Below are 23,252 nucleotides of genomic sequence, written 5' to 3' on the forward strand. Positions count from 1 at the left end.
ATTTTTTTACAATACAAAATTGTCATCCACTTAATACATGATCGTAAAACCTACAAAATAAGATGATAATTTCATTAATACATTCAAGGAAAAAAATAAACCACCCTAACGTGAGTTTGGTTTTCTTAACCAACTTATCAAGTCTTCAAACGTATCCAGCCGATTGCAGTTCGGACCTTGACCAGACACCGTCCCCGAAATCTTCGGCATGGCAACCGATGCGGCCCGGTGGACCGTCCGGGTCCAATTGTTTGTGACCTGTCAGCAGGCAGTCCTAGCCCAGGTTCTGAACCGGGGGCTGGAAAGCGGTATACACCTCACACCCCCATGCTTTACCGGGCGGACAGCCAAAACGCAGATGCCGTGGGCGGAATGCCCTTTTTCGGCCGATCGTTATCGCAGTCGGCACGATGGCGGCGGACGGGATAAAACAATTCAGGCGCTTGACAGCTTGCCGGAGTGAGCGCACTAAGGACTGCATCAGCGGGTGTAGCTCAATGGTAGAGCAGAAGCTTCCCAAGCTTAAGACGAGGGTTCGATTCCCTTCACCCGCTCCAGCTCTTCAAGAATGCATAGCCGGCCAGCGCTAACCGACTTTGCGCCAATCCGCCGTCGGGTCGATCGGTACTTTTCAAATCTGATGCAAAATTCTCGAAGTACACCGTATTAAACTTGCCAACACTTGAACCCAGATACGTTCGAATGCAGACACCTCCAGCCAGACAAAATCAAGGCTAGGTCAATAATTTAAGATATGAATATTGTTAGAAATTATTCCTATAGATTTAGCGACCCGAGCATCGCCGTCACCGTTTTCTGCTTTTTCTTGATGGCCGTATCGATCGTTTTATCTGTCGCTATTTTTGCTACTTTCGCGGCATTTCCGAACATAGAATTTCCACAATACTTGACTACTCCTCTGATAAGCATCGGAAAGTCTTTGATCGTGGATAATTCAAGTATTTGGTTCTATAACCTTGCCGCTGCCGTCCACTTCAAAAACGCAATCATAATCGTATTAGGTTTGATTACTGTGCTGTCTATCTATTCCCAGTATCAAATCGTAATCAAAACACGAAAAAAGAAGGTTTATTTATTCACATACATCTTATTGTATTTCCTTTGTATCTACATATCCGTGTTTACATTAACAGATGAAGCGCGCGTAGGGCGCGGGCTCACAAAGGTTTATGCCGGCAATTATTTCAGAGGCGTATTCGTGTATACGTTAACAAGTGCATGGCTGAATATTCTTTTTGTTGCCGCGATCTCCACATGCGTTTCTGTCAAAAAGAAGCATGCGTGATTTGTCGCGCCTGATAAGGCGCTTTGCGAAAACAAATAGTGCCGCAATGGTTTCTTTCTGAAGAGTAGCGACCTGCGCGCACCCCACACCACAGCCAACAAAAAAACGCTCCGCCTCTTCTCTCCACCAACAAAATGTGTCAACTTATATTGACACTCATATATGGTGGATACCGATGTCAGCACCCTTTCCCTTCTCAGCCATTGTCGCCCAAGAGGACATGAAAAAGGCCCTGCTGATGGCAGCCGTGGAGCCACTTTTGGGTGGTGTCCTGATTTTTGGTGATCGCGGCACCGGCAAATCGACAGCCGTCCGCGCACTCGCTGAACTGTTGCCCAAAATTGACACCCGCGCAGGCTGCCGGTTCAATTGTTCACCGGACCACCCGCAGGCCGCCTGCCCGGTTTGCACTCCCGCTGATGGCAAGAAGCCGCCCAAAAAAGTGCAGATCCGCACCCCCATGATCGATTTGCCGCTCGGCGCGACAGAAGACCGGATTTGCGGCGCTCTGGATCTGGAAAAGGCGCTGGTTGCCGGTGAAAAGGACTTTGAACCGGGGCTTTTGGCAGCAGCCAACCAGGGCTTCCTTTACATTGATGAAGTCAATCTTCTCGAAGATCATCTGGTTGATCTTCTTCTTGATGCTGCAGCGTCCGGCGTCAATGTGGTCGAGCGGGAAGGCCTCAGCATTCGCCACGCCGCCCGCTTCGCGCTGGTCGGAAGCGGCAATCCGGAAGAAGGCGATTTGCGCCCACAGCTGCTTGACCGGTTCGGTCTCAGTGTCGAGATCCGCACAATCAACGATCTCCAACAGCGCATCGAAGTCATCCGCCGCCGCGATGCGTTTGAAGCCGACCCGGCTGCATTTGTGGCGAAGTGGTCCCGCAAGGATGCCGCCATCCGGAACAAAGTGGTCAAGGCCCGAAAGATCCTGCGGCAGGTCGATATTCCGGATGATGTCCTCTCAAGGATGTCTCAACTCTGCATGAGCCTTGGCATTGACGGGATGCGCGGCGAGCTGACCCTCATGCGTGCCTGCCGGGCGAGCGCAGCGCTGGCCGGACGTCTGGCGGTGACCTGGGCGGATGTTTCTGACATTTCGCCAATGGTTCTGTGCCACCGGTTGCGGCGGGATCCGCTTGATGATTCCGGAAGCGCTCCGCGGATTGAACGCGCCGTCGCTGCCGTGAGCGCCGAGGCCGCCGCCGCAACAGAGGCAGCGCATGGATGATGTCCGGTCCATGCAGGCTTTTGACGCCGCAAGACCAGAACTTGCCCCGAATACGTGGCAGGATGCCCTTCTTGCAGCACAAGCCCTGAAAGCAGGCGGTGCCAGACTGGGCGGACTTTGGTTGAAGGCCCGCGCGGGAGGCGTTCGTGATGCATATCTCGATCACCTTGCTGCGCTGCTGGGCCAGGACAAACCCTGGGTCCGCGTTCCCTCATCCGTTTCCCTGCAAGGCCTGACCGGCAGCGTCGACATTCCCGCAACCGCCCTCGCCGGGCGTGTCATCACCCAGCCCGGGCTTCTCGCAAAGGCTGATCAGGGTGTCCTTCTCATCCCGATGGCGGAACGTGTGGAAGCCCCTGTTGCGGCCCTGATCGGCGAGACAATGGATCGCCGCGCCTGCCCAAGGGCCGGCCGCCCAGCCTGCAGTGCTGCCGAGGACACCGCAGACTTTCTGGTGATCGCGGTTGATGAAGGGGCAGACCCCGAAGAACATCTCCCCAAAGCGCTTGGAGACCGGCTCGGGCTCATGATTGACCTGAATGCAATCCCTTGGAGCGAGGTCGCATCACATTCACCCGGCGCGGAGCGTACCCTTACAGTCACTGCTGCCGACGTGATCATCAGTGACGAACTGATCGGCCTTCTGTCCCGTCTGGCGTTTGCCGCGGGCGTTTCTTCGCTGCGCACTTTGAAACACCTCTCAAGGCTCTGCCAAACGCTTGCAGCGCTGGAGAAGCGAAGCACTGTTTCAGAGGCAGATGCCCTCACCGCAGTCCGCTTGTGCCTTGGGCTGTCCCTCGCCGCGCAACCAAACGATCCGGTCGAAGAAAACCAGGCACAGCCTAAAGACAATGGTCAATCTGACCAACGGGATGAAGGGCCCAAACTGGACGGGGAAAACCAGGATCAGGACACGCCCGCAACTGCTGAGCAGGACCTTTCCGCGCTTTCAGAACTTTTGGCGGCTGTCGAAGCCGGCACAATCGACGGTCTTCCCGAGTTTTTGGCCGACACAACCAAATCCTCGCCCCGTGCCCGGTCCGGAAAGTCCGGTGCAGTTCGCAAAGACGCCCGCCGCGGCCGGCCGGTTTCAACCTCCCGCATGCCGCCCCGTCCGGATGCCCGTCCCAACATTCTTGCGACCTTGCGTGCGGCAGCTCCCTGGCAACTCATCCGGACCCGCAACCGGGACTTTCTGGCAGCAAAACTAGAACGCTCGATCGCCGCTTCGCCGCGCCGCAAACCGCGCACGTTGATCACGCGCGACGATTACCGTTATCAGCGCCTGCGTCACGAGACGCCATCGACTGCGATATTCGTCGTTGATGCCTCCGGCTCAACGGCTTTGGAGCGTCTTGGCGAAACCAAAGGCGCCATCGAGCAGTTGCTTTCCAGGTGTTATGTGCGCCGAGATGAAGTGGCGATGATTGCGTTTCGTGGCACCCAGGCAGAAACTCTTTTGTCACCGACACGCTCGCTGGTCATGGCAAAGCGAAAACTTGCCGGTCTTCCAGGCGGAGGTCCGACCCCGCTGGCAGCCGGTCTGGAACGAGGACTTGAGCTCGCGCTCAGTGTCCGGCGGCAAGGAAGCACACCGGTACTGGTCCTCATGACGGACGGACGGGGCAACATTGCGCTGGATGGCACGCCAGACCGAACCCGGGCAGCTGAACAAGTGCATGGCCTTGCTGAACAGTGCCGGGTGCATGAGATCCGGGCAATTTGTATCGACATCGCCCGCCGTCCGCGGGAATCCGTTTCCACTCTAGCCAGCACCATGGGCGCAGATTTGCATATTATGCGGCATGCCGATTCTCGTGCCATGTCCGATCTCGTCAACGCTTCGCTTGAGGAGGCGCACAGCTAATGGCGGATCGTGATTGGCTCAACTGGGACCGGGACGGGCAAGACTGGCCTTACAGAGAGGCCAGCCAGTTTGTAGAGGCAAGCGGTTACCGGTGGCATGTCCAGTTGTTAGGTCAAGATGCGGCACCGGCGTTTCTTTTGATCCATGGTACCGGGGCAGCCTCTTTCTCGTGGCGTAATCTCATTCCCTTTCTAGAAAACGACTATCGGCTGATCGTCGTGGATTTGCCGTGCCATGGCTTCACCCGGCCGACGGAAAGCCCGGACCTCTCACTTGAAGGCATGACGACTGCCATTCGTGGATTGTTGCACCATCTAGACTTGAAACCGCAATTTTTCTTAGGGCATTCGGCCGGGTCGGTTATTGGGATATCGCTGGTCAACGCAACGCGTCATGCGAAACACACGCAGGACCCAACGCCGCAAATTTTCAGCGTCAACGGAGCCTTGAAGCCGATCCGCGGCAACCGGATCCTCTCGCCGATGGCCAAGGCGTTGTTCGCCAATCCCTTGTCGGCGTCCATGTTTTCTTTGCTCGCAAAGTCGACGCCGCTTGGCAACAACCTACTGACCGCAACCGGGTCCCGGATCGATCCGCTGGGTGATGCGATTTACCAACGCCTCCTTGGATCTTCCGGCCATGTTCGCGGGGCTCTTGGAATGATGGCTTCCTGGGATCTGTCGCATCTGAACGCCATGCTGCAGCGATTGAACGTACCGCTTCATCTTTATGCGGCTGAAGACGACCCGATGGTGCCGCCGTCCAGCTCGAAAAAAGCGGCAGCGCTCGCCCCAAACGGACATCTGCAGCTCACGCCGACCGGAGGCCATCTGGTGCATGAATGCCATCCGGAGGGCGTCGCAAGCTGGATGGCTGAGGCCCTGCAGACCGCCAAGACCAACGGCGCAGATGCTGCATGAGCAAGGATTAGTAGACAACCAGGGAATGGAGAGGTGGCAACGGAGACGAAACAAAAAACCGTGTTGCTCACACTTGGGCGGCTTCCAAAGTCGCTGGAACTCGCCCGGGCCCTGAAAGGTGCGGGCTGCCGGGTTCTGGTGGCTGATCCGTTTGCGTGGCACTTGAGCCGACCGTCAAATGCGGTCGACAAATGTTATCAGACACCACCGCCTGCGACGCAGCAATCCGGGTATCTCGATGCCCTGCTTACGATCATAAAGGCAGAAAACGTCGATCTGGTCGTTCCAGTTTCCGAAGAAGCCCTTCATGTCAGCCTGCTGGCGCCGCGGCTGCCGGAAAGAACCCGGCTCTTCACCAATCCGCATGGCGTGCTGTGGGACCTCAACGACAAATACCACTTCAATCGCTTGGCGAAATCCGCAGGCTTGCCTGCCCCCGAGACCCATCTTGCCACCGATCCTGAGGCTGCCAGACTGGTGCGGACCACACCGTGTGTGTTCAAACCTCGCATCGGATGCTCCGGGCAGAAGATGCAAATGCTGACACCGGACACTCTTCCGGAAGAACTTTTGAGCGATCCTGATGCCATCGTTCAAAAGCGGGTTTTTGGCCGCGAACTCAGCACCTTGACCCTGTGCCAGGACGGCAAGATCCTGGCACATGTGACCTATGAAGGCCTTGTCTTCTCAGGCACGGTTGCGGTTTGTTTTCAACGTGTCGAAGATGCGCCGCAAGTGGCGCAATGGGTCGCCGATTTCGTTGCCGCAAACCGCTACTCTTACTTTTTGGCGTTCGACTTTATAGTCGACCAGGATGGAACGCCCTGGCCACTGGAATGCAATCCGCGGCTGACAAGCGGCATTCATTTTATGGAGCATGAGGATCTGGCCGCTGCGGTGTCCGATCCGGACAACGCACCGCCGGTTCGGTTGAAGGCGAAGAAGCGTTTTCAGGAAGGCCACACAACGCTGTTGCAAGTCTACGGCAGTGTTCTGGAGCCAAAACAGATGGCACGCCGCGCCGGTGCCATGGTCACATCGCGGGATGTGCTTTGGTCGGGCTCCGATCCCTTACCGTTTCCGATGATGACGTTCTCGTCCTGGCCCGTGCTGAAACAGGTTCTGTTTGGCAGGAAAACCTTTGGTGAAGCTGCAACGTTCGACATTGCCTGGCCTGCCGGGATGACCAAGGACGTCGCGGTGGGAGAAGCCCGCGCTCCCCAGCCGGTCAGCATGCAACAGGCGGCCAGCACCGCCAATCCGGTCAACGCCCATGAGACTTGAGCCGCACATAGATTTGCTCCGCAGGGCGCGTCGTGAGGCGCGCGACCGGTCGCACGGCATCCGCGTTCTCAGGCAGAAAATCGAACTCACGTGTCAGGCGGGCAAGAATGAGCGCGCTTTCAACGGCCGCAAACCCTGCCCCGACACAGGTGTGTGGTCCTGCTCCAAAGGGAATGTAGGCCCCTTGCACGACCTCTTGCTCCCTCGGGGGCAGGAAGCGATCCGGGTCGAAACGGTCCGGATCAGGCCAGTACTCTCCATGACGCTGCAAGGTCCAGGGCGAGATCATCAAAAGCGCGCCCTTGCGCACTTTGTACTTGCCGATTCTGGTGCCCTGCATCGCAACCCGCGGCAAGAACGTGATTGGCGGGTAAAGCCGCAAGGTTTCACGAAAGACGGCACGCGTATAGCCCAGCGCACGCGTCGCCTCAAAGGTGAGAGCATCACCGTCCGTGGTCTCGTCGACTTCCGCCCGCAGCCGGCGCAAGACATCCGGACACATCGCCAAGAGATAAAACGCCCAGGTCAGGGCACTCGCTGTCGTTTCATGACCTGCAAGAAAAAAGACCCCCAGCTGATCGATGAGTTCATCGCGCGTGAACGGCTCGCCGGTTTCGCTATCGCGCGCGGCAATAACCGCGCTGGCAATATCATCATATTTCCCGGCATCCGGGCCCATATGCGTATCGATCAAGCTCCCAAGGTGGTGCCGGATCCGCTTACAAGCTGCCAGAACCTCTTCGCTTTGCGGAACATCGGCCCAGGCCGGATCGGTGATCAATCGCCAGATTTTCACCTGTGCCACACCGCGTTCAAAAACGGCAAAGTCGTCAAAGACATCCCGAGAAATCCCGGTGTCGAGCGAGGTCGAAAACACCGTTCTGCATATAATATCGGCTGTGAGCTCACTCATGATCCTGTCAAGCGACAGAACCTCATCGCGGGCTGCGCTCTCCTTCAAACGGGCGACATAGTCATCGACCGCCCCGACCATTGCGCCAAAGGCATGGGTCAGACGCATTTTGGAAAACGCCGGATCGATCATGACCCGTTGGCGGCGCCATTTCGCTCCATCGGAGACAAAGATGGAATCACCAATGAGCGGCTCCAGTGCACCGACCATCAGATCGCTTTTCGGAAAGATTCCTTCCGGGTCGAGCAGGATCTGCCGGACAAGCTCCGGGTCGTTGAAGAGTTTGATGGACCGGCGCGAGTAGCCCAGTTCTCCAGCAGCCATGGAAAACGCTGCCCCCGGCAACAGGCTGAGAAGATCTCCATCGCCGTGCCAGACGGTGCGCAGCAGCGCCAGAACCGGTGGCAGCCGCGACGGACGCGGCGGAATGTATGTCTCAACAGCTGCCATCAACATGTCCCTTCTTCCGCATTTCGTATGCCTCGATCAAAGAGCCAAGCCCATGACCGAACATGATCTTTTTGTCGTATTGATCGCCATACACATCACGACCGGCGCGCCGGGACTGATCGGCTTCTGGATCCCGGTCTTGGCCCAAAAGGGCGGCGAGCGTCACAAGTGGTGGGGCAAGATCTTTTCGGTCCTGATGCTGATCACCGGCACGGTGGCCATGATGATGGCAACCTTGACCCTCCTTTACCCCATGCCGACGCATCCGCATCTCGTTGATCACCCGGAGTTCTCCGATCCCGTTCTGGTGCAGGGCATATTTGGCTGGATGATGTTTTATCTCGGGCTCTTGACCGTAAACCTCACCTGGTACGGCTGGCGCTGTGCGGTCAACAAGCGGGATCAGCGGAAGAACCAGACTGCGCTCAACTGGGGTCTTCAGGCGGCCCTGCTTGCTGCATCCGCCAATTGCGCCATTCAAGGGGTCTTGATTTCCCAGCCGATGATGATCGGGATTTCCATGGTCGGATTTGCGACCGTCGCGACGAATGTCTGGTTTCTTGTGAAGTCCGACCCGTCTCCGATCGAGTGGCTGCTGGAACATATCAAAGCAATCGTTGGCACCGGCATCTCGGTCTACACCGCGTTTTTCGCTTTCGGCGCCGTCCGGCTGATGCCGGAACTGGCCCTGGCACCCGGGCTCTGGGCCATTCCACTCGTTACGGGTCTCGCTCTCATCTTCTACCATCGGCACAAAGTTACCCAGCGCTTCACTCAACGAACAGCCAGACCGCGTCAAAGACGGTCCATGGACCTCGACGCAGCGGAATAATCCGCCAGGGCCCTTCTCTCTTGCGGAGAAAAGTGTAAACTAAATTTGACACATGTGAAGGTCTAGCCTTCATATCAGCTGTGGCCAAGACACACGCTCACCACCCGGAGATCCGGAGGGAGAGCCAAAGCGGACCTTCAGGTGAGAGGGTTGCAGGAACGGGAGTTCTGGCGTGAATGTTGTCCAGGGATTTGGGTTTCCAAAGCCGCAACCAATCGGGTCTACACGACCGCATGCGGCCGTTATTGGCGCAGGAATAGGCGGTTTGGCGGCTGGTGCTCTGCTTGGTGCGAAGGGGTACAGGGTTACAATCTTCGATCCGCTCGATAAACCGGGTGGCCGGGCTTATGCCTTTGAGCAGGACGGTTTTACTCTTGATGCCGGCCCAACCATCATCACCGCCCCTTGGCTGTTCGAGCAGCTCTGGGAAGCCTGCGGCGGGAAACTGTCAGATGATGTTGACATCCGCCCGAACATTCCCTTCTACAAGATCCGGTTCACGGACGGCACATTCTTTACATACTCGGCCGATAAAGACGCGATGGAAGCGGAAATCGCAAAGATTGAGCCGGATGATGTCAAGGGCTACCGCTCCTTCATGGCGGAAAGCAAGGAGATTTACGAATACGCTTTCCTAGAACTCGCCGACAAGCCGTTTCACAGCCTGCCCTTTACACTGAGCACATTTGCAAAGTTGATCCGGCTTGGCGGCTATCGGTCCGTCTATAATGTGGTGTCCAAGCACTTCAAGAATGACCGTCTGCGGTCTGTGTTTTCCTTCCATCCGCTGCTTATCGGCGGGAACCCGTTCACCACCACTTCCTTCTATTGTCTCATTGCTCACCTGGAGAGCAAACATGGGGTGCATTACGCCATGGGCGGCACCAATGCCCTGGCGCGCGGGATTGCAAGTCTCGTCACCAGGAACGGAGGACAGATCCGGTATGGGGAGACGGTCGATACGATCCTGACATCCGGACGGCACGCGACAGGGGTGCGCCTGTCCTCTGGGGAAACCGTGCCAGCGGACATTGTCGTTTCCAATTCCGACCCGGCAACGACCTATTCAAGGCTTTTGAAGGACCTACCGCGCCGGCGTTGGTCCGACGGGAAGCTTGGCCGGCAGGACTACTCAATGGGCTTGTTCGTCTGGTACTTCGGGACCGATCGCCGGTATGACGATGTCGGACACCACACCATGCTGTTCGGTCCCCGCTACAAAGGGCTGCTGAAGGACATTTTCAAGAACAATTTGCTTGCAGAGGATTTCAGCCTTTACCTGCACCGCCCTTCTGCAAACGATCCATCCGTCGCGCCGGACGGATGCGACGCCTATTATGTGTTGAGCCCTGTTCCAAATCTGAAAGGCGATGCGGATTGGGAAACTGTCGCTGAGCAGTACCGGGCCAAGATTGCCGCAGAACTTGAGGCAACGCTGCTTCCGGATCTTTCCAAGCACATTGTGAGCTCCCGTATCTCGACGCCGCTTGATTTCCGGGACCGGCTTCTGTCCTGGCAGGGCGCCGCCTTCTCGCTTCAACCGAACCTTTTCCAAAGTGCCTGGTTCCGGCCGCACAACAAAAGCGAGGAACTGGACAACCTCTTCCTGTGCGGTGCCGGAACACATCCAGGCGCTGGTCTTCCAGGAGTTGTTTGTTCTGCCAAGATCGTTGCTGAACTTGCCCCGGATCCGTCAAACCTAACGGCGGCGCATGCCGGGACGGAGGCATCTGTATGAGCGACATTACACCCGATAATCTGGAGAGTTTCGTGCCGTTCGCGACCAGCACCAGCAGACAAAGGGCCAGAGCAGCACAGGCATCCGTTTCTGCAAGTCATCAGGCGGATCTGAGGGAATGCGCCGCAGCGATCCGAAAAGGATCAAAATCGTTTCACCTCGCCTCCCTGATATTACCTGCGGAAACCCGAAAGGCAGCCCTGTCGTTGTATGCCTTTTGCCGGCACTCCGACGATCTGATCGATGATCCACGTGCTGATCGAACAGCCCTTGATCAGCTGAAAGACCGCCTTGATCTTGTCTATCGCGGAACGCCCGCGCCCTACGCCTGTGACCGTGCGTTTGCCAGAACTGTTCAGGGGTATGGAATACCGAAATGCGTTCCGGATGCCTTGCTTGACGGGTTCGCCATGGATCTTGGTGACCGGCGTTACAAGACCATCGCGGAAGTCAAGGATTACGCCACCTGTGTTGCTGCAACGGTCGGCCTGATGATGTCGCTTGTCATGCGGACTGGCGACGAGGACGCCCTTGCAAGGGCTGCCGATCTCGGGATTGCGATGCAATTGACGAACATTGCCCGAGATGTCGGAGAAGACGCCCGGAATGGACGCTTGTATCTTCCGGAAGATTGGATGCGCGACGCTGGCCTTGATCCGGAGGCTTTTCTCGCCTCTCCGAAGTTTTCGCCGGAGCTCCGTGAAGTCGTTGTGCGGCTGTTGGCAGAAGCTGCCCATCACTATGAACTGGGCCATGCCGGGATTGGCGCACTGCCGGAAAACTGCCGCCATGCGATCCGGACGGCGGCTCTGGTTTATCAGGAAATCGGGACTGAAATCGCAGTCAACAATTATGACAGCGTCACACGCCGCGCTCACACCCGGAAGATCAAAAAGCTCAGTCTTCTGCTAAAGGCCCGGCGGACCCAATTGGAACAGTCCAATACGGCACATTTCGATATGCAACGTCCGGCTGACCCGTCTGCCGCGCACCTGGTTTCTGCTTGTGCAAACGCGTTCGAAACACATGCCAGACTGCAGAAAGCTGCACACGCAAGTGATGCTGATGACAGCAACATGGAGTGGGTCCTCGGTGTGATGATCAAGCTGCAAGCAGAAAGCCGTGCGCACCACAGATCCCAGAAGCTGGCCATGCAAAGACGGCCTCAGAACCGTTTCTAGCGGGGCACTGCGGCTCTATCGACTGGTTCTGCGGGGCATCCGGAACGGCAGCATCATCCTGACAACGGGATTTGCCAATCGATTGCAGTCGAGAGTCTCATGCACCATCGCAAGCTGGTCGCCGTTGACCATCGTCTCAACAAGGGAACGGCGGTAAAAGGGAGCGTCCTCCAGCTTCATGGACAAGCGCGGTGCGTCACCGGGATCGCACGCGATGCCGCCCTTCACGCCCCAGGAACCAACAGGCAGCATTTGGCGGTCTGGCGGCGCAAAATGACGTTCTTCCGCCTCTTTAGAAAACACAAGACCAAGGGTTCGGCGGGATCCGCTTCTCAAAACCGCATCATACAAGATTGTCGTCGCCTGATCGCCTGACGGCCCGCGAGCCCAGTCCCAGTGCTCGAAATCCTCTTCCAGAACACGGTCGCCAAAATTGAAATCGTGGTAGGCCTCTCCCTGCCAGCCGCCATCGTGCAAATGGTTGCTTTCAACAGTCACACGTGCCCGCGGAAACACCGGCCACCAGATGTGATGGCCCTCCGGATCCAGATCGAAGACGCGGTTGTTCTGGATTTGCGGCTCAAGGCGGATCCGGCCGGACATACGCGATGGCATGAGCCGATGCCCTGGCCACGGCAGGGCAGTTTCGTCGAACACGATCTCAAGCCCACCGTCGACGTAAACAATCGAACTGCCGCCGATTTGCATGCTGTTTTGTGTCCGGACGAGGTCGTTCTCACCCCGCTCCGTCATGGACCAGCTGTTCCGGTCCTTGCCGTAGAGCGCAACATTCAGGGCCACGTGGTTTTGTGGTTTTCCCCGCCCGGACCAATGGTAATAGGGCGAGAAGACAGACCCGATAAACGCAATTACCGTGAGGGCGTAGCGCCCGCAGTCGCTGGTCGCGTCGATATACCACCAGCAATAGCCACCGGGTGGGACCTGCCGGTCGAAGGATGGTCTGTGAGAAGAGTTTCCGCCGCGATCTTGCCCGACAGAAGCGCCATCGGTACGCCCGGGCCCGGATGCACGCTGCCCCCTGCGAGATAAAGTCCCTTCAGAGGGCTCCGCGCGCCCTGCCGTTGAAACGATGCCATCCAACCGTGGGATGGCTGACCGTAAAGCCCGCCCCCCGTTGCTGGAAACAGCTGCTCGAACGTGTCCGGCGCCGTGACCACTTGAGCCGTCCGGTCCCGCCGAAGCACCAATCCATTCGCCGCCATACGGCGGTCCATCGCTGTCAGACATTGGTTCAACTCTTGTTCGGTGTAGTCATGCCGATCGCCATCCGGCGGCAGGTTCGTCAGACAATAAATCCGTTCAACCGGATCCGAGGTTGCGCTCCCTTTGCGGTTCCCGTCGGCAGTCCGGTCCTGGGCACACACGTAAACCGTCGGGTCCTTGGGCGCTTCGCCGCGGTCAAAAACTGCGTCGAATTCGGCCCTGTAGTTTTCGGAAAAGAAGACGGTGTGATGGGCCAATGGCACGCCGTCGGGCTCTGCAAGGCCGCAAACGACAAGTGCAGATTGGGATCGCGCGGTCTTCGCCCCTGCCCGCCTTTTCGTGTTGCTGCGGCCCAAAATTCCGGGCAACGCTGCGGCGTCTCCGTTGAAGACAACCTGACCGGCCGGGACAAACTCATCGCTCTCCAGCTTAACACCTGAGACGGACCGGCCATCTGGACTGGAGACAATTTCGGCGACCTTCGCGCCGTACCGGAACTCGGCGCCGAGGCCCACTGCAAGATCAGCGAACTTGCGAGCAACAGCGTGCATGCCGCCTTCCGGGATCCAGACACCTTCCTGTTCCACATGCGCAACGAGCATCAACGTTGCCGGCGCCAGATAGGGTGACGATCCGCAGTAGGTTGCGTACCGTCCGAACAGCTGCCGCAGCCGTTCATCGGAAAAATAGTCCCCGAGGACAGACCAAAGGGATGAAAAGGGCTTGAGTGCAAAAAGTGCACCGGGTTTTGAAAGACCTACCCGGCGGGACAAGGTGATCGGATTGGGGCGTGTCGCATCGATAAACGTGTCTTTCAGCAGTTCAAAGACCCGGCGGCTGTCCCGCGCGAAGGCCTGATATCCGTCGGCGTCGCGCTGTCCCGCAAAATCCCTAATGGCCCGGACGCTGTCTGCAACATCGGCATGGAGGTCGAGGCAAGAGCCGCCGTCCCAGTAATGCCGGGCAATCACACCCGCCGTTTCCATTGGGATTTCCCGGTCCAGCGTTGTCCCGCAAGCCTCAAGCAAACTGTCAAAAGCCCATTTCATCGTCAGAACAGTCGGACCGGCATCGAAGGTCCGGCCACCTGCAGCAACGTGGCGCATTTTACCGCCCGGCGCAGCGGCCGCTTCCAGAACAGTGACCTGACGGCCTGCAGCGGATAAGCGCAGCGCAGCAGCCAAACCGCCCATGCCGGCGCCAACAACGACCACTCTCTGCTCGGTTATGGCTGAGGCCATTCGTGTTCCTTCAAGTTGACATTCGCCCTTAATGTGTCACTCTTAGTTGACACTATACCGTCAATTTTTGTGGACATCCACGTTAAATAGAGGAATGGCTCCATGGACCTGTCGGACCGCATCGAAACAGGGATGCAAACTGCCATCCGCTACGCCACTGCGAATGGATGCCCGCAAAAGCTTGGAAACGCCCTCAAATATGCTGTCTTTCCGGGCGGCGCCCGCATTAGGCCCCGGCTCTGCCTCGCCGTCTCCCTGGCGTGCGGCGACAAGGACCCACGCGTTGCCAATGCCTGCGCAACGGCGATTGAACTTTTGCACTGTGCGTCTCTGGTTCACGACGATCTGCCCTGTTTCGACAACGCGGCAACCCGGCGTGGCAAGCCCTCCGTCCACAAGGAATATGGCGAGGAAATTGCCCTTCTGGTCGGCGACGGTCTGATCGTAACGGCCTTTGAAACTCTGGCCCGCGAGACCCTTCACGCGCCGGAACTAACAGCACGCCTTGTCGCCACGATTGCCAATGCAGTCGGCTCTCCTTACGGGATCGTTGCCGGTCAGGCTTGGGAGAGCGAGGAGAAAATCAACATCACTGCCTATCACCGCGCGAAAACGGCCTCGCTGTTTACCGGCGCCGTATCGGCCGGTGCCCTGTCCTCAAGCGGCAATCCGCTCGACTGGTATGCGCTGGCAGATGCCCTTGGTGCGGCTTATCAGGTGGCTGACGATCTTTATGACGCGATGGACGACACGGACAGCATGGGCAAACCCGCAGGCCAGGACGCCGAAAACGGGCGCCCAAACCTGGTGGCCGAGCTCGGCGTTCAAGGCGCTTTGAAAAAACTGCAGGAACTGGTCGAAACAGCAGCCGATAGCATTCCGGACTGCGAGGGCGCTGATCTGCTCGGCGCCATGATCCACAAGGAAGCGAAACGTCTCATGCCGGCCAAATTGGCCGCCAGCGCCGCCTGACAATGTCGGATTGGACGGAGACGGCGCCCGGGGCCAACGCGCCACAACAGGGAAGACCATCCAGTCGGTCTATGACCAGTTTGAATGCACTTCGTGTGCGCTATCGCCTATGGCGCAACCGGTTGATCGGATCGGCAACGTTCCGCAGCAAAATCGCGCGGTTTCCAGGGACGCGATGGATCGCGCAGAAGAAATCGAATGATCTTTTCAAGCTGATCAACGGTTTTGTCTTCAGTCAGGTTTTGAGTTCCTGCGTGTCGCTTGGCGTGTTTGCACGGCTCACAGACAGGTTTGCAAGTACCGAAGTCCTTGCAAAAGACTGCGGACTTGAGCCAGGCCGAATGCAATTGCTGCTGGAGCAGGCAGAACGTCTGCAGCTCGTCAAAAATGTTGAAGGGAATTCTTGGGTTCTGGACGATGCCGGCGCCGTGGTTGCAGCCGACCCAGGACTGCAGGCGATGATCCGGCATCACGCCCTGTTCTACCGGGACCTTGCAGATCCAACCGCTCTTCTAAAGGCATCTTCTCAAGATACCGAACTCAAGAAATACTGGGCCTATGCGCACGCGCAGGACCCTGCGGATATCGGGACGGACATAACCCAGCCCTATTCTGAACTGATGCGCAGCAGCCAGGAGATGCTCGCCGACTGCATTCTCGCAGCTCATGATTTTTCTCAGTACCCGGCGGTTCTGGATGTTGGCGGCGGCGAAGGCGCATTCCTGGCGGCAATTGGCAAGGCCTGTCCGGATACACGCCTACACCTCTTTGATCTGCCGTCGGTCACGGACCTTGCGAAAATGCATCTTGCAAGAGAAAACCTTGCCGACCGGGCCGAGGTTCACGGCGGTGACTTTGCAAGGGATCCAATCCCAGACCATGCCGAGTGCGTCAGCCTGGTCAGGATCCTGTGTGACCACGATGATGGGCGTGTGAAACAGATTTTGGCGAATCTGCATCGTTCCTTGAAGCCCGGCACAAAAGTCGTGATAGCCGAGGCAATGGCGGGAAACAGCGAAGGCGCTGAGCTCGCAGCTGTCTACTTCAGCCTTTACTTCCTTGCTATGGGGTCCGGCCGCTGCCGAAGCGATGCCGCCATTAAAGATCTTCTTTTGGGCGCAGGTTTCAAAAATCCACGCACCAAACCAACGCCCAATCCTTTGCTGGCAACACTCGTTTTTGCAGAACGATAACGGAGCAGGCCTGCTTATTAGGCCGTCCTGAACACTCTCCTTGTCAGCAAATGTGTAAATTTTAATTGACACTCAAATGCGTCAATTTACAATGACACTCACACGCCGCCAAACCCACGAGAGGGAGGCACTCATGGAAACCACGGCAATCGTCTTTGAGGATCCCGGCAAGCTCCAGGTCAAACGACTTGGGCTCACGGAACCAAGCGACTTTGATGTGGTTGTCGAAACCATGGTGAGTGGCGTTTCCACCGGCACGGAAAAAATGCTGTTCGACGGCACCATGCCGGCATTCCCCGGAATGAGATATCCGTTGGTCCCTGGCTATGAGTCCGTTGCCAGAGTTGTCGGCGCAGGCCCCTTGTCTGGCCGCACAGTCGGCGAAACGGTCTTCATACCAGGCGCATCCTGTTTTGAAGGTGCTGCCGGGTTGTTCGGCGCGACCGCCAACCGGCTGGTCCTCCCAGGTGTCCGCACCATCCGGATCTCGGAAGACTTTTCCGAAGATGCCGTATTGCTCGCCCTCGCCGCCACCGCCCATCACGCTTTGATTCGGGCGGAAAGCCCCGTGGACCTGATCATCGGCCATGGCGTTCTTGGCCGGCTCATGGCACGGCTCGCCTGTGCACTTGGCCAAGAGCCGCCGATTGTCACGGAAACGTGCCCGGACCGAATGCACGGTGCCGATGACTATGACGTTATTGACCCCAACGATGCACGGGCGTCGAAACCGTTTGACACAATCATCGACGCCAGCGGCAATCAGGACGCGCTTGATCCGGCCATCAGCCGGCTAACAAAGGGCGGCACACTGGTACTTGCTGGCTTTTACGGTGAACGGGTGAGTTTTGCATTCCCCGCCGCCTTTATGCGGGAAATCTCGGTCCTGCTGTCCGCTGAATTTAAACCAGATGACCTTCAGGCGGTTGTTGATCTTGTGGATTCCGGCCGGTTGTCTCTTGGCGGGCTCGTGACACATCACGCAGCCCCCTCCGACGCGGCAACGGCCTATCGGACCGCCTTCGATGATCCGGCCTGCCTGAAAATGGTTATCGACTGGAGGAAAGCTGCATGATCCTGGAAAACCCAACAGGCCGGCATTACCAAATGCAGGACTTCCTCAGGGACGAGGCAGCCATTGAACCTGACGCGCCGGCCACAGGGCCTGTCACCAAGGAAACGCAGATCATTGCCATCTATGGCAAGGGTGGCATTGGCAAGAGCTTCACGCTCGCCAACCTCTCCTACATGCTGGCACAGCTAGGCAAAAAAGTGCTTCTGATCGGCTGCGATCCCAAGAGCGACACCACCTCTTTATTGTTCGGCGGACGCGCCTGCCCAACGATTATTCAGACGGCCTCTGCGGCTAAGGAAGCCGGCAGCGAAGTGACCGTCTCCGATGTCTGCTTCAAACGTGATGGTGTTTTTGCCATGGAGCTCGGCGGGCCGGAAGTTGGCCGGGGCTGCGGCGGTCGGGGCATCATCCACGGCTTTGAAACACTCGAAAAACTCGGGTTTCACGACTGGGATTTTGACTACGTTCTTCTTGATTTCCTTGGAGATGTGGTGTGCGGCGGTTTCGGACTGCCGATCGCGCGTGACATGTGCCAGAAGGTGGTGGTGGTCGGATCCAACGACCTGCAATCCCTCTATGTGGCAAACAACGTTTGTTCCGCCGTCCAGTACTTCCGCAAACTCGGCGGTAACGTCGGCGTTGCTGGACTTGTCGTGAACAAGGATGACGGAACCGGCGAAGCACAGGCATTTGCAGAATCCGTCGGCATTCCGGTTCTGGCCTCAATACCGCAAGACGAAGACATCCGGCGGAAAAGCGCGAACTACCAGATCATCGGCAAGCCGGGCGGTGTTTGGGCGCCGCTCTTTGAAGCCCTGTCGATCAATCTCGCCGAAGCGCCACCGGTCCTTCCCAAACCTCTCGACCAGGATGGGCTGCTCGGCCTGTTCGACGCCAGCGAGACCGGTGCCGACTTCGTTCTGACACCGGCAACCCCGGAAGACATGTGCGCCGCCGGCGCGCTTAACAAACCATCTCTGGAAGTGATTTACGACACCGTTTGAGGACCGATCCGCGACATGGACAGCTACTCCAAATCTCATGATCCCGACCCAGTTGGAAGCGCCACAGTTTCCGACCGGCCGGTGATGGATTTGGCGGATGACCAACCCGCCGCCGGCGGCGGCTGCCATGGCGGACAAGAGCTTTCAAAAGCTGCGGCCAGAAACGCTGGAAACGACGCCTTGATGGACCGGCTGGAAGCCGACTATCCGAAAGGGCCTCACGACCAGCCGCAGTCCATGTGTCCGGCCTTTGGTTCACTGCGCGTCGGCCTGCGCATGCGCCGGACAGCAACCATTTTGTCCGGGTCCGCGTGCTGTGTTTACGGGCTGACATTCACTTCGCATTTTTATGGCGCAAAACGCTCGGTCGGCTATGTGCCATTCAATTCCGAGACTTTGGTCACCGGCAAACTCTTTGAAGACATCGTTGAAGCGGTTCATGCCATGGCGGATCCGGCGAAATACGATGCCGTCGTGGTCACAAACCTCTGTGTCCCGACCGCCTCCGGCGTCCCTCTTCAAATGCTGCCGAAGGAAATCAACGGTGTCCGGATCGTCGGCATCGATGTTCCTGGGTTTGGCGTTCCGACCCACGCAGAAGCCAAGGACGTGCTCTCAGGTGCAATGCTCGCCTATGCCCGCCAGGAAGCGTTGGAGGGCCCGGTTCTGGCGCCCCGCGACGGCGTCAAGGACAAGCCGATTGTGACCCTCGTTGGGGAAATGTTCCCGGCCGATCCGGTTGTCATCGGCAACATTTTGGAACCAATGGGCTTGGCAGCCGGGCCAACCGTGCCTGTGCGCGAATGGCGTGAGCTCTATGCAGCGCTTGATTGTGCCGCCGTTGCAGCCATTCACCCCTTCTATACCTCCGCGTTCCGGGAGTTTCAGGCGGCGGGCCGCGCTATTGTCGGCTCTGCACCTGTTGGACTTGAAGGCACCGATGCCTGGCTCACAGCCATCGGCGAGAGCTGCGGTGTGGCTGCTGCCAAGACAGATATCAGCCGGAACGCGATGCGCGGTGCCATTACGGCCATGTTGAGCGAGAACCGGATCGACGGCCGGATTACCCTGTCCGGATATGAGGGCTCTGAACTTCTGGTCGGCCGGTTGCTGGTCGAATTGGGAGCTGACCTTCGGTATGTCGGGACGGCTTGTCCAAAAACGCCCTACAGCGCAGCGGATGCAGAATGGCTTGAGTCCAAAGGTGTCACGGTCCAGTTCCGCGCTTCTTTGGAGCAGGACCTCGCAGCGTTTGAAGAATTTGATCCTGATCTGGCGATCGGTACGACCCCTGTCGTTCAGAAAGCCAAAGAGCGGGCAACGCCCGCGCTTTACTTCACCAATCTGATTTCCGCCCGCCCGTTGATGGGCCCCGCTGGAACGGCTTCGCTCCCAAGCGTGATTTCAACGGCCATCGCCAACAAGGACCGCTTCCTGAAAATGCAGGACTTCTTTGACGGCGTCGGTCAGGGGGATACCGCCGGGATCTGGCAGGACACTCCGAAGGACCACAGCGGGTACCGCGCGAAATATGCCAAGTCTGTCGCGAAATCCCGCAATGCGGTCGACAACGGGGAGAGCGTTGGATGCTGATCCTCGATCACGATAGAGCCGGCGGCTACTGGGGCAGCGTCTATGCCTTCACGGCCATCAAGGGTTTGCAGGTGATCATCGACGGACCTGTGGGCTGCGAGAACCTGCCGGTGACCTCCGTTCTTCACTATACGGATGCCCTGCCCCCGCACGAACTGCCCATCGTGGTCAGCGGCCTTGCCGAAGAAGAACTCGGCCAGCATGGCACGGAAGGTGCCATGAAACGTGCCCGTGATGCACTCGATCCGGACCTTCCAGCTGTTGTCGTGACGGGCTCCATTGCGGAAATGATCGGCGGCGGTGTCACGCCGGAAGGCTCCAACATCAAACGCTTTTTGCCGCGCACGATCGATGAGGATCAATGGCAGAGTGCAGACCGCGCCTTGAAATGGCTCTGGACGGAGTTTGGCCCGAAACGGGTTCCAAAGCCCCGGAAGCGCAAAGATGGCGCCAAGCCCCGGGTGAACATCATCGGTCCGATTTACGGCACCTACAACATGCCGTCGGACCTGCATGAAATCCGCCGCCTTGTGGAAGGTCTTGGAGCGGAGATCAACATGATCTTCCCGCTCAGCAGTCATGTGGAAGACACCCGCAAGCTCGCTGATGCGGACGCCAATATCTGCCTTTACCGCGAGTTCGGCCGGTTGTTGTGTGAAACCCTCGAGCGGCCCTATCTCCAAGCCCCGATCGGCATTCACTCCACCACCGCTTTCCTGCGCAAACTGGGCGATATCCTGGACCTCGATCCGGAGCCGTTCATTGAGCGGGAAAAACATACGACGCTGAAACCGCTTTGGGATCTGTGGCGCTCCGTGACGCAGGACTTCTTCGCCACTGCCAATTTCGCTGTGGTTGCCAATGAAACCTATGTCCGCGGGATCCAGAACTTCCTCGAAGAGGAAATGGGCCTCCCCTGTGCCTTCGCCGTCGCGCGAAAGGCCGGGTCGAAGACCGACAATGCCGAAGTCGCGGAACTGACAGCCAGCACCCCACCCATGGTGATGTTCGGATCGTTCAACGAACGCATGTACATGGCGGAAGCCGGTGCGCGCGGAAAATTCATCCAGCTTTCCTATCCGGGCGCCATTGTTCGCCGTCATACCGGCACACCCGTCATGGGATACTCCGGAGCTTGCTGGTTGATCCAGGAGGTCTGCAACGCGCTATTCGACATGCTGTTCGAAATCCTGCCCAAGGCCAGTGAGCTTGATGCGATCGAAGCGACGGCGGCCAAGGCTCATTCTCAGATGCCCTGGCATCCAGATGCTCAAGCCGCGCTTGAACGCCGCGTCAATCAGGAGCCCGTTCTCGTTCGTATTTCCGCAGCCAAACGTTTGCGTGAAGCAGCCGAACAGCGCGCCCGGCAGACCGGAGCTTCGGAAGTCACCCTTGATGACCTGGAGCAGGTCTCCGGCAAGGAAGGCGTGCCTGCATGACCCTTTTCTTTTTCAACAGCCCACTGGCCACCCGGGAGGAAGACAGATGATTTCCACCACCCATAGCGAAGCGGTCTGCAGCCGCCGCCATCAGGAACGCGAATCCCAGCGGATCTTGATGAAGCGTCTGTTTCTCGTGGTGTTTCCATTTTGCCTCATGTCCACCGTCCTCGGCCGCCTCGGCCGCGTCTTGGGCGCCCATGAAGGCACGACACAATCTGCATACGCCGAAGCCAAGGCCTCGGCATACGCCGCATTGGGATACGCGTTTCACGCGTGATCCCAACGCCTTTTGCTGCTGCTTTGGCATCGGCAATTGCTCAGTGAGCCCTTCCAACCGGCTTGACTGGGACCCCGCCGCGAGGGTTCTGCGCGGTAACCGCCGAAAGGCAAGAAGTGGAGGTCATGCAAATGGCTTCGGACAAGGAGACCCTTACCGGTCTTTCTCGTGAGGAAGCACAAGAGTTTCACCGGCTCTTTGTGAAGTTTGCGATCGCAATGTCGCTTGCACCCTTCCTCGCACACATTTCGATGTGGCTCTACAACCCGTGGCTCTGACGAGCTCACACCAGACAAGGATCTAAAGACATGTGGAAAATGTGGCTTATATTCGATCCGCGCCGGGTGCTCGTCCTCCTGACGGTCTTCCTTTTCAGCTTGGCAATCTTGATTCACTTCATCCTGCTAAGCACCGAAAAGTTCAACTGGCTTGCACAGTTAGACACGTCGGGCGGTGGCAACGCGCATATCGAAATGTTCCTACCGGACGGCCCGTCAGCTTTGGTCTGACGGACGCTTACGGTTCAACATCATCGGTGGCGGAGGCTGCATATTGGCCGACGCCTGGACGACAGTCAGCACTCTCCGCCACCAAGCCTTGCTTTCAATGGTTAGCCGCAGCACGCGCATTGGCAATACGCGGCTAAGGAGGACTCTATGGCTTTGCTCAGCTTCGAAAGGAAGTACCGCGTACGCGGGGGCACACTGATCGGCGGTGACTTGTTCGATTTCTGGGTGGGCCCATTTTATGTCGGTTTCTTTGGAATTACCGGCGCGTTTTTCATGTTCGTTGGAACGGCACTTGTCGTTTACGGCGCTGCAATCGGCCCAACCTGGAACATCTGGCAGATCTCGATCGCTCCGCCTGATATCTCCTACGGGCTTGCCTTGGCGCCGCTAAAAGAAGGCGGCCTCTGGCAGATCATAACCATTTGCGCCCTCGGGTCTTTCGGATCCTGGGCTTTGCGCGAAGTCGAGATTTGCCGCAAGCTTGGCATGGGCTATCATGTGCCCTTCGCTTTCTCCTTCGCGATCTTTGCCTACGCCACTCTGGTCGTCTTCCGCCCGCTACTGCTGGGCGCTTGGGGACATGGGTTTCCATACGGGATTTTCAGTCACCTCGACTGGGTCTCGAACGTCGGCTACCAATATCTCCACTTCCATTACAACCCCGCACACATGATCGCCGTGACGTTCTTCTTTACGACGACACTCGCTCTGTCCTTGCACGGTGGCCTGATTTTGTCGGCAGCCAATCCGGGCGTGTCGATGGAAGGTGGCGGCAAGCAGGCGGAAGTGAAAACGCCGGAATATGAAGACACCTTTTTCCGCGACATCATCGGCTACTCCATCGGGACCCTCGGCATTCACCGCCTGGGATTGATCCTTGCGCTGAACGCCGGTTTTTGGAGCGCTGTCTGCATCGTCATCAGTGGGCCGTTCTGGAACCAGGGCTGGCCGCAATGGTGGAACTGGTGGCTGAACCTGCCGATCTGGAGCTGAGGACACG

General features: G+C 57.8%; 20 protein-coding genes and 1 tRNA gene. 18 read left to right on the plus strand and 3 right to left on the minus strand.

Features of this window, described 5'->3' with window-relative positions; genetic code table 11:
- The first annotated feature begins 483 nt into the window (after positions 1–483).
- The 5 genes from ACQY4Z_RS06385 to ACQY4Z_RS06405 all read left to right on the plus strand — a co-directional run bounded on the left by ACQY4Z_RS06385 (position 484) and on the right by ACQY4Z_RS06405 (position 6,608).
- Positions 484–557, plus strand: a tRNA-Gly gene (locus tag ACQY4Z_RS06385).
- A 924-nt stretch (positions 558–1,481) separates the two neighbouring features.
- On the plus strand, positions 1,482–2,537 hold the full coding sequence (gene bchI, locus ACQY4Z_RS06390; protein WP_428527688.1) for a magnesium chelatase ATPase subunit I: 1,056 nt from the start codon (positions 1,482–1,484) through the stop codon (positions 2,535–2,537).
- Positions 2,530–4,404 (plus strand): VWA domain-containing protein, encoded by a 1,875-nt coding sequence (locus tag ACQY4Z_RS06395; protein WP_428527690.1) that lies wholly within the window; start codon positions 2,530–2,532, stop codon positions 4,402–4,404. Before bchI ends, ACQY4Z_RS06395 begins: the two co-directional genes overlap by 8 nt.
- Complete coding sequence (gene bchO / locus ACQY4Z_RS06400; RefSeq protein ID WP_428527692.1) at positions 4,404–5,324, plus strand: alpha/beta fold hydrolase BchO; 921 nt, start codon at positions 4,404–4,406, stop codon at positions 5,322–5,324. The genes ACQY4Z_RS06395 and bchO overlap by 1 nt, the downstream gene beginning before the upstream one ends.
- Positions 5,325–5,357: 33 nt before the next feature.
- Entirely contained in the window at positions 5,358–6,608 is a 1,251-nt protein-coding gene (locus tag ACQY4Z_RS06405; protein ID WP_428527694.1) for an ATP-grasp domain-containing protein, read from the plus strand.
- Here ACQY4Z_RS06405 and ACQY4Z_RS06410 read toward each other — a convergent pair.
- On the minus strand, positions 6,589–7,977 hold the full coding sequence (locus tag ACQY4Z_RS06410) for a cytochrome P450 (RefSeq protein WP_428527696.1): 1,389 nt from the start codon (positions 7,975–7,977) through the stop codon (positions 6,589–6,591). The two genes, ACQY4Z_RS06405 and ACQY4Z_RS06410, sit on opposite strands and share 20 nt — an antisense overlap.
- 46 nt (positions 7,978–8,023) lie before the next feature.
- Here ACQY4Z_RS06410 and ACQY4Z_RS06415 point away from each other — a divergent pair, with 46 nt between their 5' ends.
- From ACQY4Z_RS06415 to ACQY4Z_RS06425, 3 genes are all read left to right on the plus strand, one after another.
- On the plus strand, positions 8,024–8,803 hold the full coding sequence (locus ACQY4Z_RS06415; RefSeq protein WP_306149463.1) for a hypothetical protein: 780 nt from the start codon (positions 8,024–8,026) through the stop codon (positions 8,801–8,803).
- 172 nt (positions 8,804–8,975) lie between these two features.
- Complete coding sequence (crtI, locus tag ACQY4Z_RS06420) at positions 8,976–10,541, plus strand: phytoene desaturase family protein (RefSeq protein WP_428527699.1); 1,566 nt, start codon at positions 8,976–8,978, stop codon at positions 10,539–10,541.
- A complete protein-coding gene (locus ACQY4Z_RS06425) occupies positions 10,538–11,722 on the plus strand; it encodes a phytoene/squalene synthase family protein (RefSeq protein ID WP_428527701.1) in 1,185 nt (394 codons plus the stop codon). Before crtI ends, ACQY4Z_RS06425 begins: the two co-directional genes overlap by 4 nt.
- 15 nt (positions 11,723–11,737) lie before the next feature.
- Here ACQY4Z_RS06425 and ACQY4Z_RS06430 read toward each other — a convergent pair whose 3' ends face one another.
- Together ACQY4Z_RS06430 and crtD are read right to left on the minus strand one after the other, a co-directional pair.
- On the minus strand, positions 11,738–12,523 hold the full coding sequence (locus ACQY4Z_RS06430) for a carotenoid 1,2-hydratase (RefSeq protein WP_428527703.1): 786 nt from the start codon (positions 12,521–12,523) through the stop codon (positions 11,738–11,740).
- Between the two features lie 68 nt (positions 12,524–12,591).
- Positions 12,592–14,187: a 1-hydroxycarotenoid 3,4-desaturase CrtD gene (gene crtD, locus ACQY4Z_RS06435; RefSeq protein WP_428527705.1), complete on the minus strand. Its 1,596-nt coding sequence runs from the start codon at positions 14,185–14,187 to the stop codon at positions 12,592–12,594.
- Between the two features lie 102 nt (positions 14,188–14,289).
- Between crtD and ACQY4Z_RS06440 the strand changes: the two genes are divergently transcribed.
- From ACQY4Z_RS06440 to pufL, 10 genes are all read left to right on the plus strand, one after another.
- Positions 14,290–15,159 (plus strand): polyprenyl synthetase family protein, encoded by an 870-nt coding sequence (locus tag ACQY4Z_RS06440; RefSeq protein WP_428527707.1) that lies wholly within the window; start codon positions 14,290–14,292, stop codon positions 15,157–15,159.
- 71 nt (positions 15,160–15,230) lie between these two features.
- The gene (locus ACQY4Z_RS06445; RefSeq protein ID WP_428527709.1) at positions 15,231–16,352 is read left to right on the plus strand and encodes a methyltransferase; all 1,122 of its coding nucleotides are present in this window, start codon (positions 15,231–15,233) and stop codon (positions 16,350–16,352) included.
- 133 nt (positions 16,353–16,485) lie between these two features.
- Positions 16,486–17,427, plus strand: a complete 942-nt coding sequence (gene bchC, locus ACQY4Z_RS06450; RefSeq protein ID WP_428527711.1) for a chlorophyll synthesis pathway protein BchC — start codon at positions 16,486–16,488, stop codon at positions 17,425–17,427.
- The gene (locus ACQY4Z_RS06455) at positions 17,424–18,431 is read left to right on the plus strand and encodes a chlorophyllide a reductase iron protein subunit X (RefSeq protein WP_208326692.1); all 1,008 of its coding nucleotides are present in this window, start codon (positions 17,424–17,426) and stop codon (positions 18,429–18,431) included. The genes bchC and ACQY4Z_RS06455 overlap by 4 nt, the downstream gene beginning before the upstream one ends.
- Positions 18,432–18,515: 84 nt before the next feature.
- Positions 18,516–20,024, plus strand: a complete 1,509-nt coding sequence (gene bchY / locus ACQY4Z_RS06460) for a chlorophyllide a reductase subunit Y (RefSeq protein ID WP_428529735.1) — start codon at positions 18,516–18,518, stop codon at positions 20,022–20,024.
- Positions 20,018–21,463: a chlorophyllide a reductase subunit Z gene (bchZ, locus tag ACQY4Z_RS06465; protein ID WP_428527714.1), complete on the plus strand. Its 1,446-nt coding sequence runs from the start codon at positions 20,018–20,020 to the stop codon at positions 21,461–21,463. The genes bchY and bchZ overlap by 7 nt, the downstream gene beginning before the upstream one ends.
- 46 nt (positions 21,464–21,509) lie before the next feature.
- The gene (locus ACQY4Z_RS06470; protein WP_428527716.1) at positions 21,510–21,743 is read left to right on the plus strand and encodes a hypothetical protein; all 234 of its coding nucleotides are present in this window, start codon (positions 21,510–21,512) and stop codon (positions 21,741–21,743) included.
- Between the two features lie 131 nt (positions 21,744–21,874).
- Entirely contained in the window at positions 21,875–22,021 is a 147-nt protein-coding gene (locus ACQY4Z_RS06475) for a light-harvesting protein (protein ID WP_428527718.1), read from the plus strand.
- 30 nt (positions 22,022–22,051) lie between these two features.
- Complete coding sequence (gene pufA, locus ACQY4Z_RS06480; RefSeq protein ID WP_428527720.1) at positions 22,052–22,252, plus strand: light-harvesting antenna LH1, alpha subunit; 201 nt, start codon at positions 22,052–22,054, stop codon at positions 22,250–22,252.
- A gap of 147 nt (positions 22,253–22,399) precedes the next feature.
- On the plus strand, positions 22,400–23,245 hold the full coding sequence (gene pufL / locus ACQY4Z_RS06485) for a photosynthetic reaction center subunit L (protein ID WP_409689643.1): 846 nt from the start codon (positions 22,400–22,402) through the stop codon (positions 23,243–23,245).
- Positions 23,246–23,252: the final 7 nt, after the last annotated feature.

Origin of the sequence: Roseibium sp. (genome assembly GCF_965276855.1) — a bacterium.
In the GTDB taxonomy this organism is placed as follows: Bacteria; Pseudomonadota; Alphaproteobacteria; order Rhizobiales; family Stappiaceae; genus Roseibium.

Coding starts and splice junctions, on each gene's coding strand:
- bchZ (WP_428527714.1), top strand. CDS start 20,018: ATGCTGATCCTCGATCACGATAGAGCCGGCGGCTACTGGGGCAGCGTC.
- ACQY4Z_RS06470 (WP_428527716.1), top strand. CDS start 21,510: ATGATTTCCACCACCCATAGCGAAGCGGTCTGCAGCCGCCGCCATCAG.
- ACQY4Z_RS06475 (WP_428527718.1), top strand. CDS start 21,875: ATGGCTTCGGACAAGGAGACCCTTACCGGTCTTTCTCGTGAGGAAGCA.
- pufA (WP_428527720.1), top strand. CDS start 22,052: ATGTGGAAAATGTGGCTTATATTCGATCCGCGCCGGGTGCTCGTCCTC.
- bchO (WP_428527692.1), top strand. CDS start 4,404: ATGGCGGATCGTGATTGGCTCAACTGGGACCGGGACGGGCAAGACTGG.
- ACQY4Z_RS06445 (WP_428527709.1), top strand. CDS start 15,231: ATGACCAGTTTGAATGCACTTCGTGTGCGCTATCGCCTATGGCGCAAC.
- ACQY4Z_RS06410 (WP_428527696.1), bottom strand. CDS start 7,977: ATGTTGATGGCAGCTGTTGAGACATACATTCCGCCGCGTCCGTCGCGG.
- bchI (WP_428527688.1), top strand. CDS start 1,482: ATGTCAGCACCCTTTCCCTTCTCAGCCATTGTCGCCCAAGAGGACATG.
- crtD (WP_428527705.1), bottom strand. CDS start 14,187: ATGGCCTCAGCCATAACCGAGCAGAGAGTGGTCGTTGTTGGCGCCGGC.
- bchY (WP_428529735.1), top strand. CDS start 18,516: ATGGATTTGGCGGATGACCAACCCGCCGCCGGCGGCGGCTGCCATGGC.
- ACQY4Z_RS06415 (WP_306149463.1), top strand. CDS start 8,024: ATGACCGAACATGATCTTTTTGTCGTATTGATCGCCATACACATCACG.
- ACQY4Z_RS06440 (WP_428527707.1), top strand. CDS start 14,290: ATGGACCTGTCGGACCGCATCGAAACAGGGATGCAAACTGCCATCCGC.
- bchC (WP_428527711.1), top strand. CDS start 16,486: ATGGAAACCACGGCAATCGTCTTTGAGGATCCCGGCAAGCTCCAGGTC.
- ACQY4Z_RS06455 (WP_208326692.1), top strand. CDS start 17,424: ATGATCCTGGAAAACCCAACAGGCCGGCATTACCAAATGCAGGACTTC.
- pufL (WP_409689643.1), top strand. CDS start 22,400: ATGGCTTTGCTCAGCTTCGAAAGGAAGTACCGCGTACGCGGGGGCACA.
- ACQY4Z_RS06395 (WP_428527690.1), top strand. CDS start 2,530: ATGGATGATGTCCGGTCCATGCAGGCTTTTGACGCCGCAAGACCAGAA.
- ACQY4Z_RS06425 (WP_428527701.1), top strand. CDS start 10,538: ATGAGCGACATTACACCCGATAATCTGGAGAGTTTCGTGCCGTTCGCG.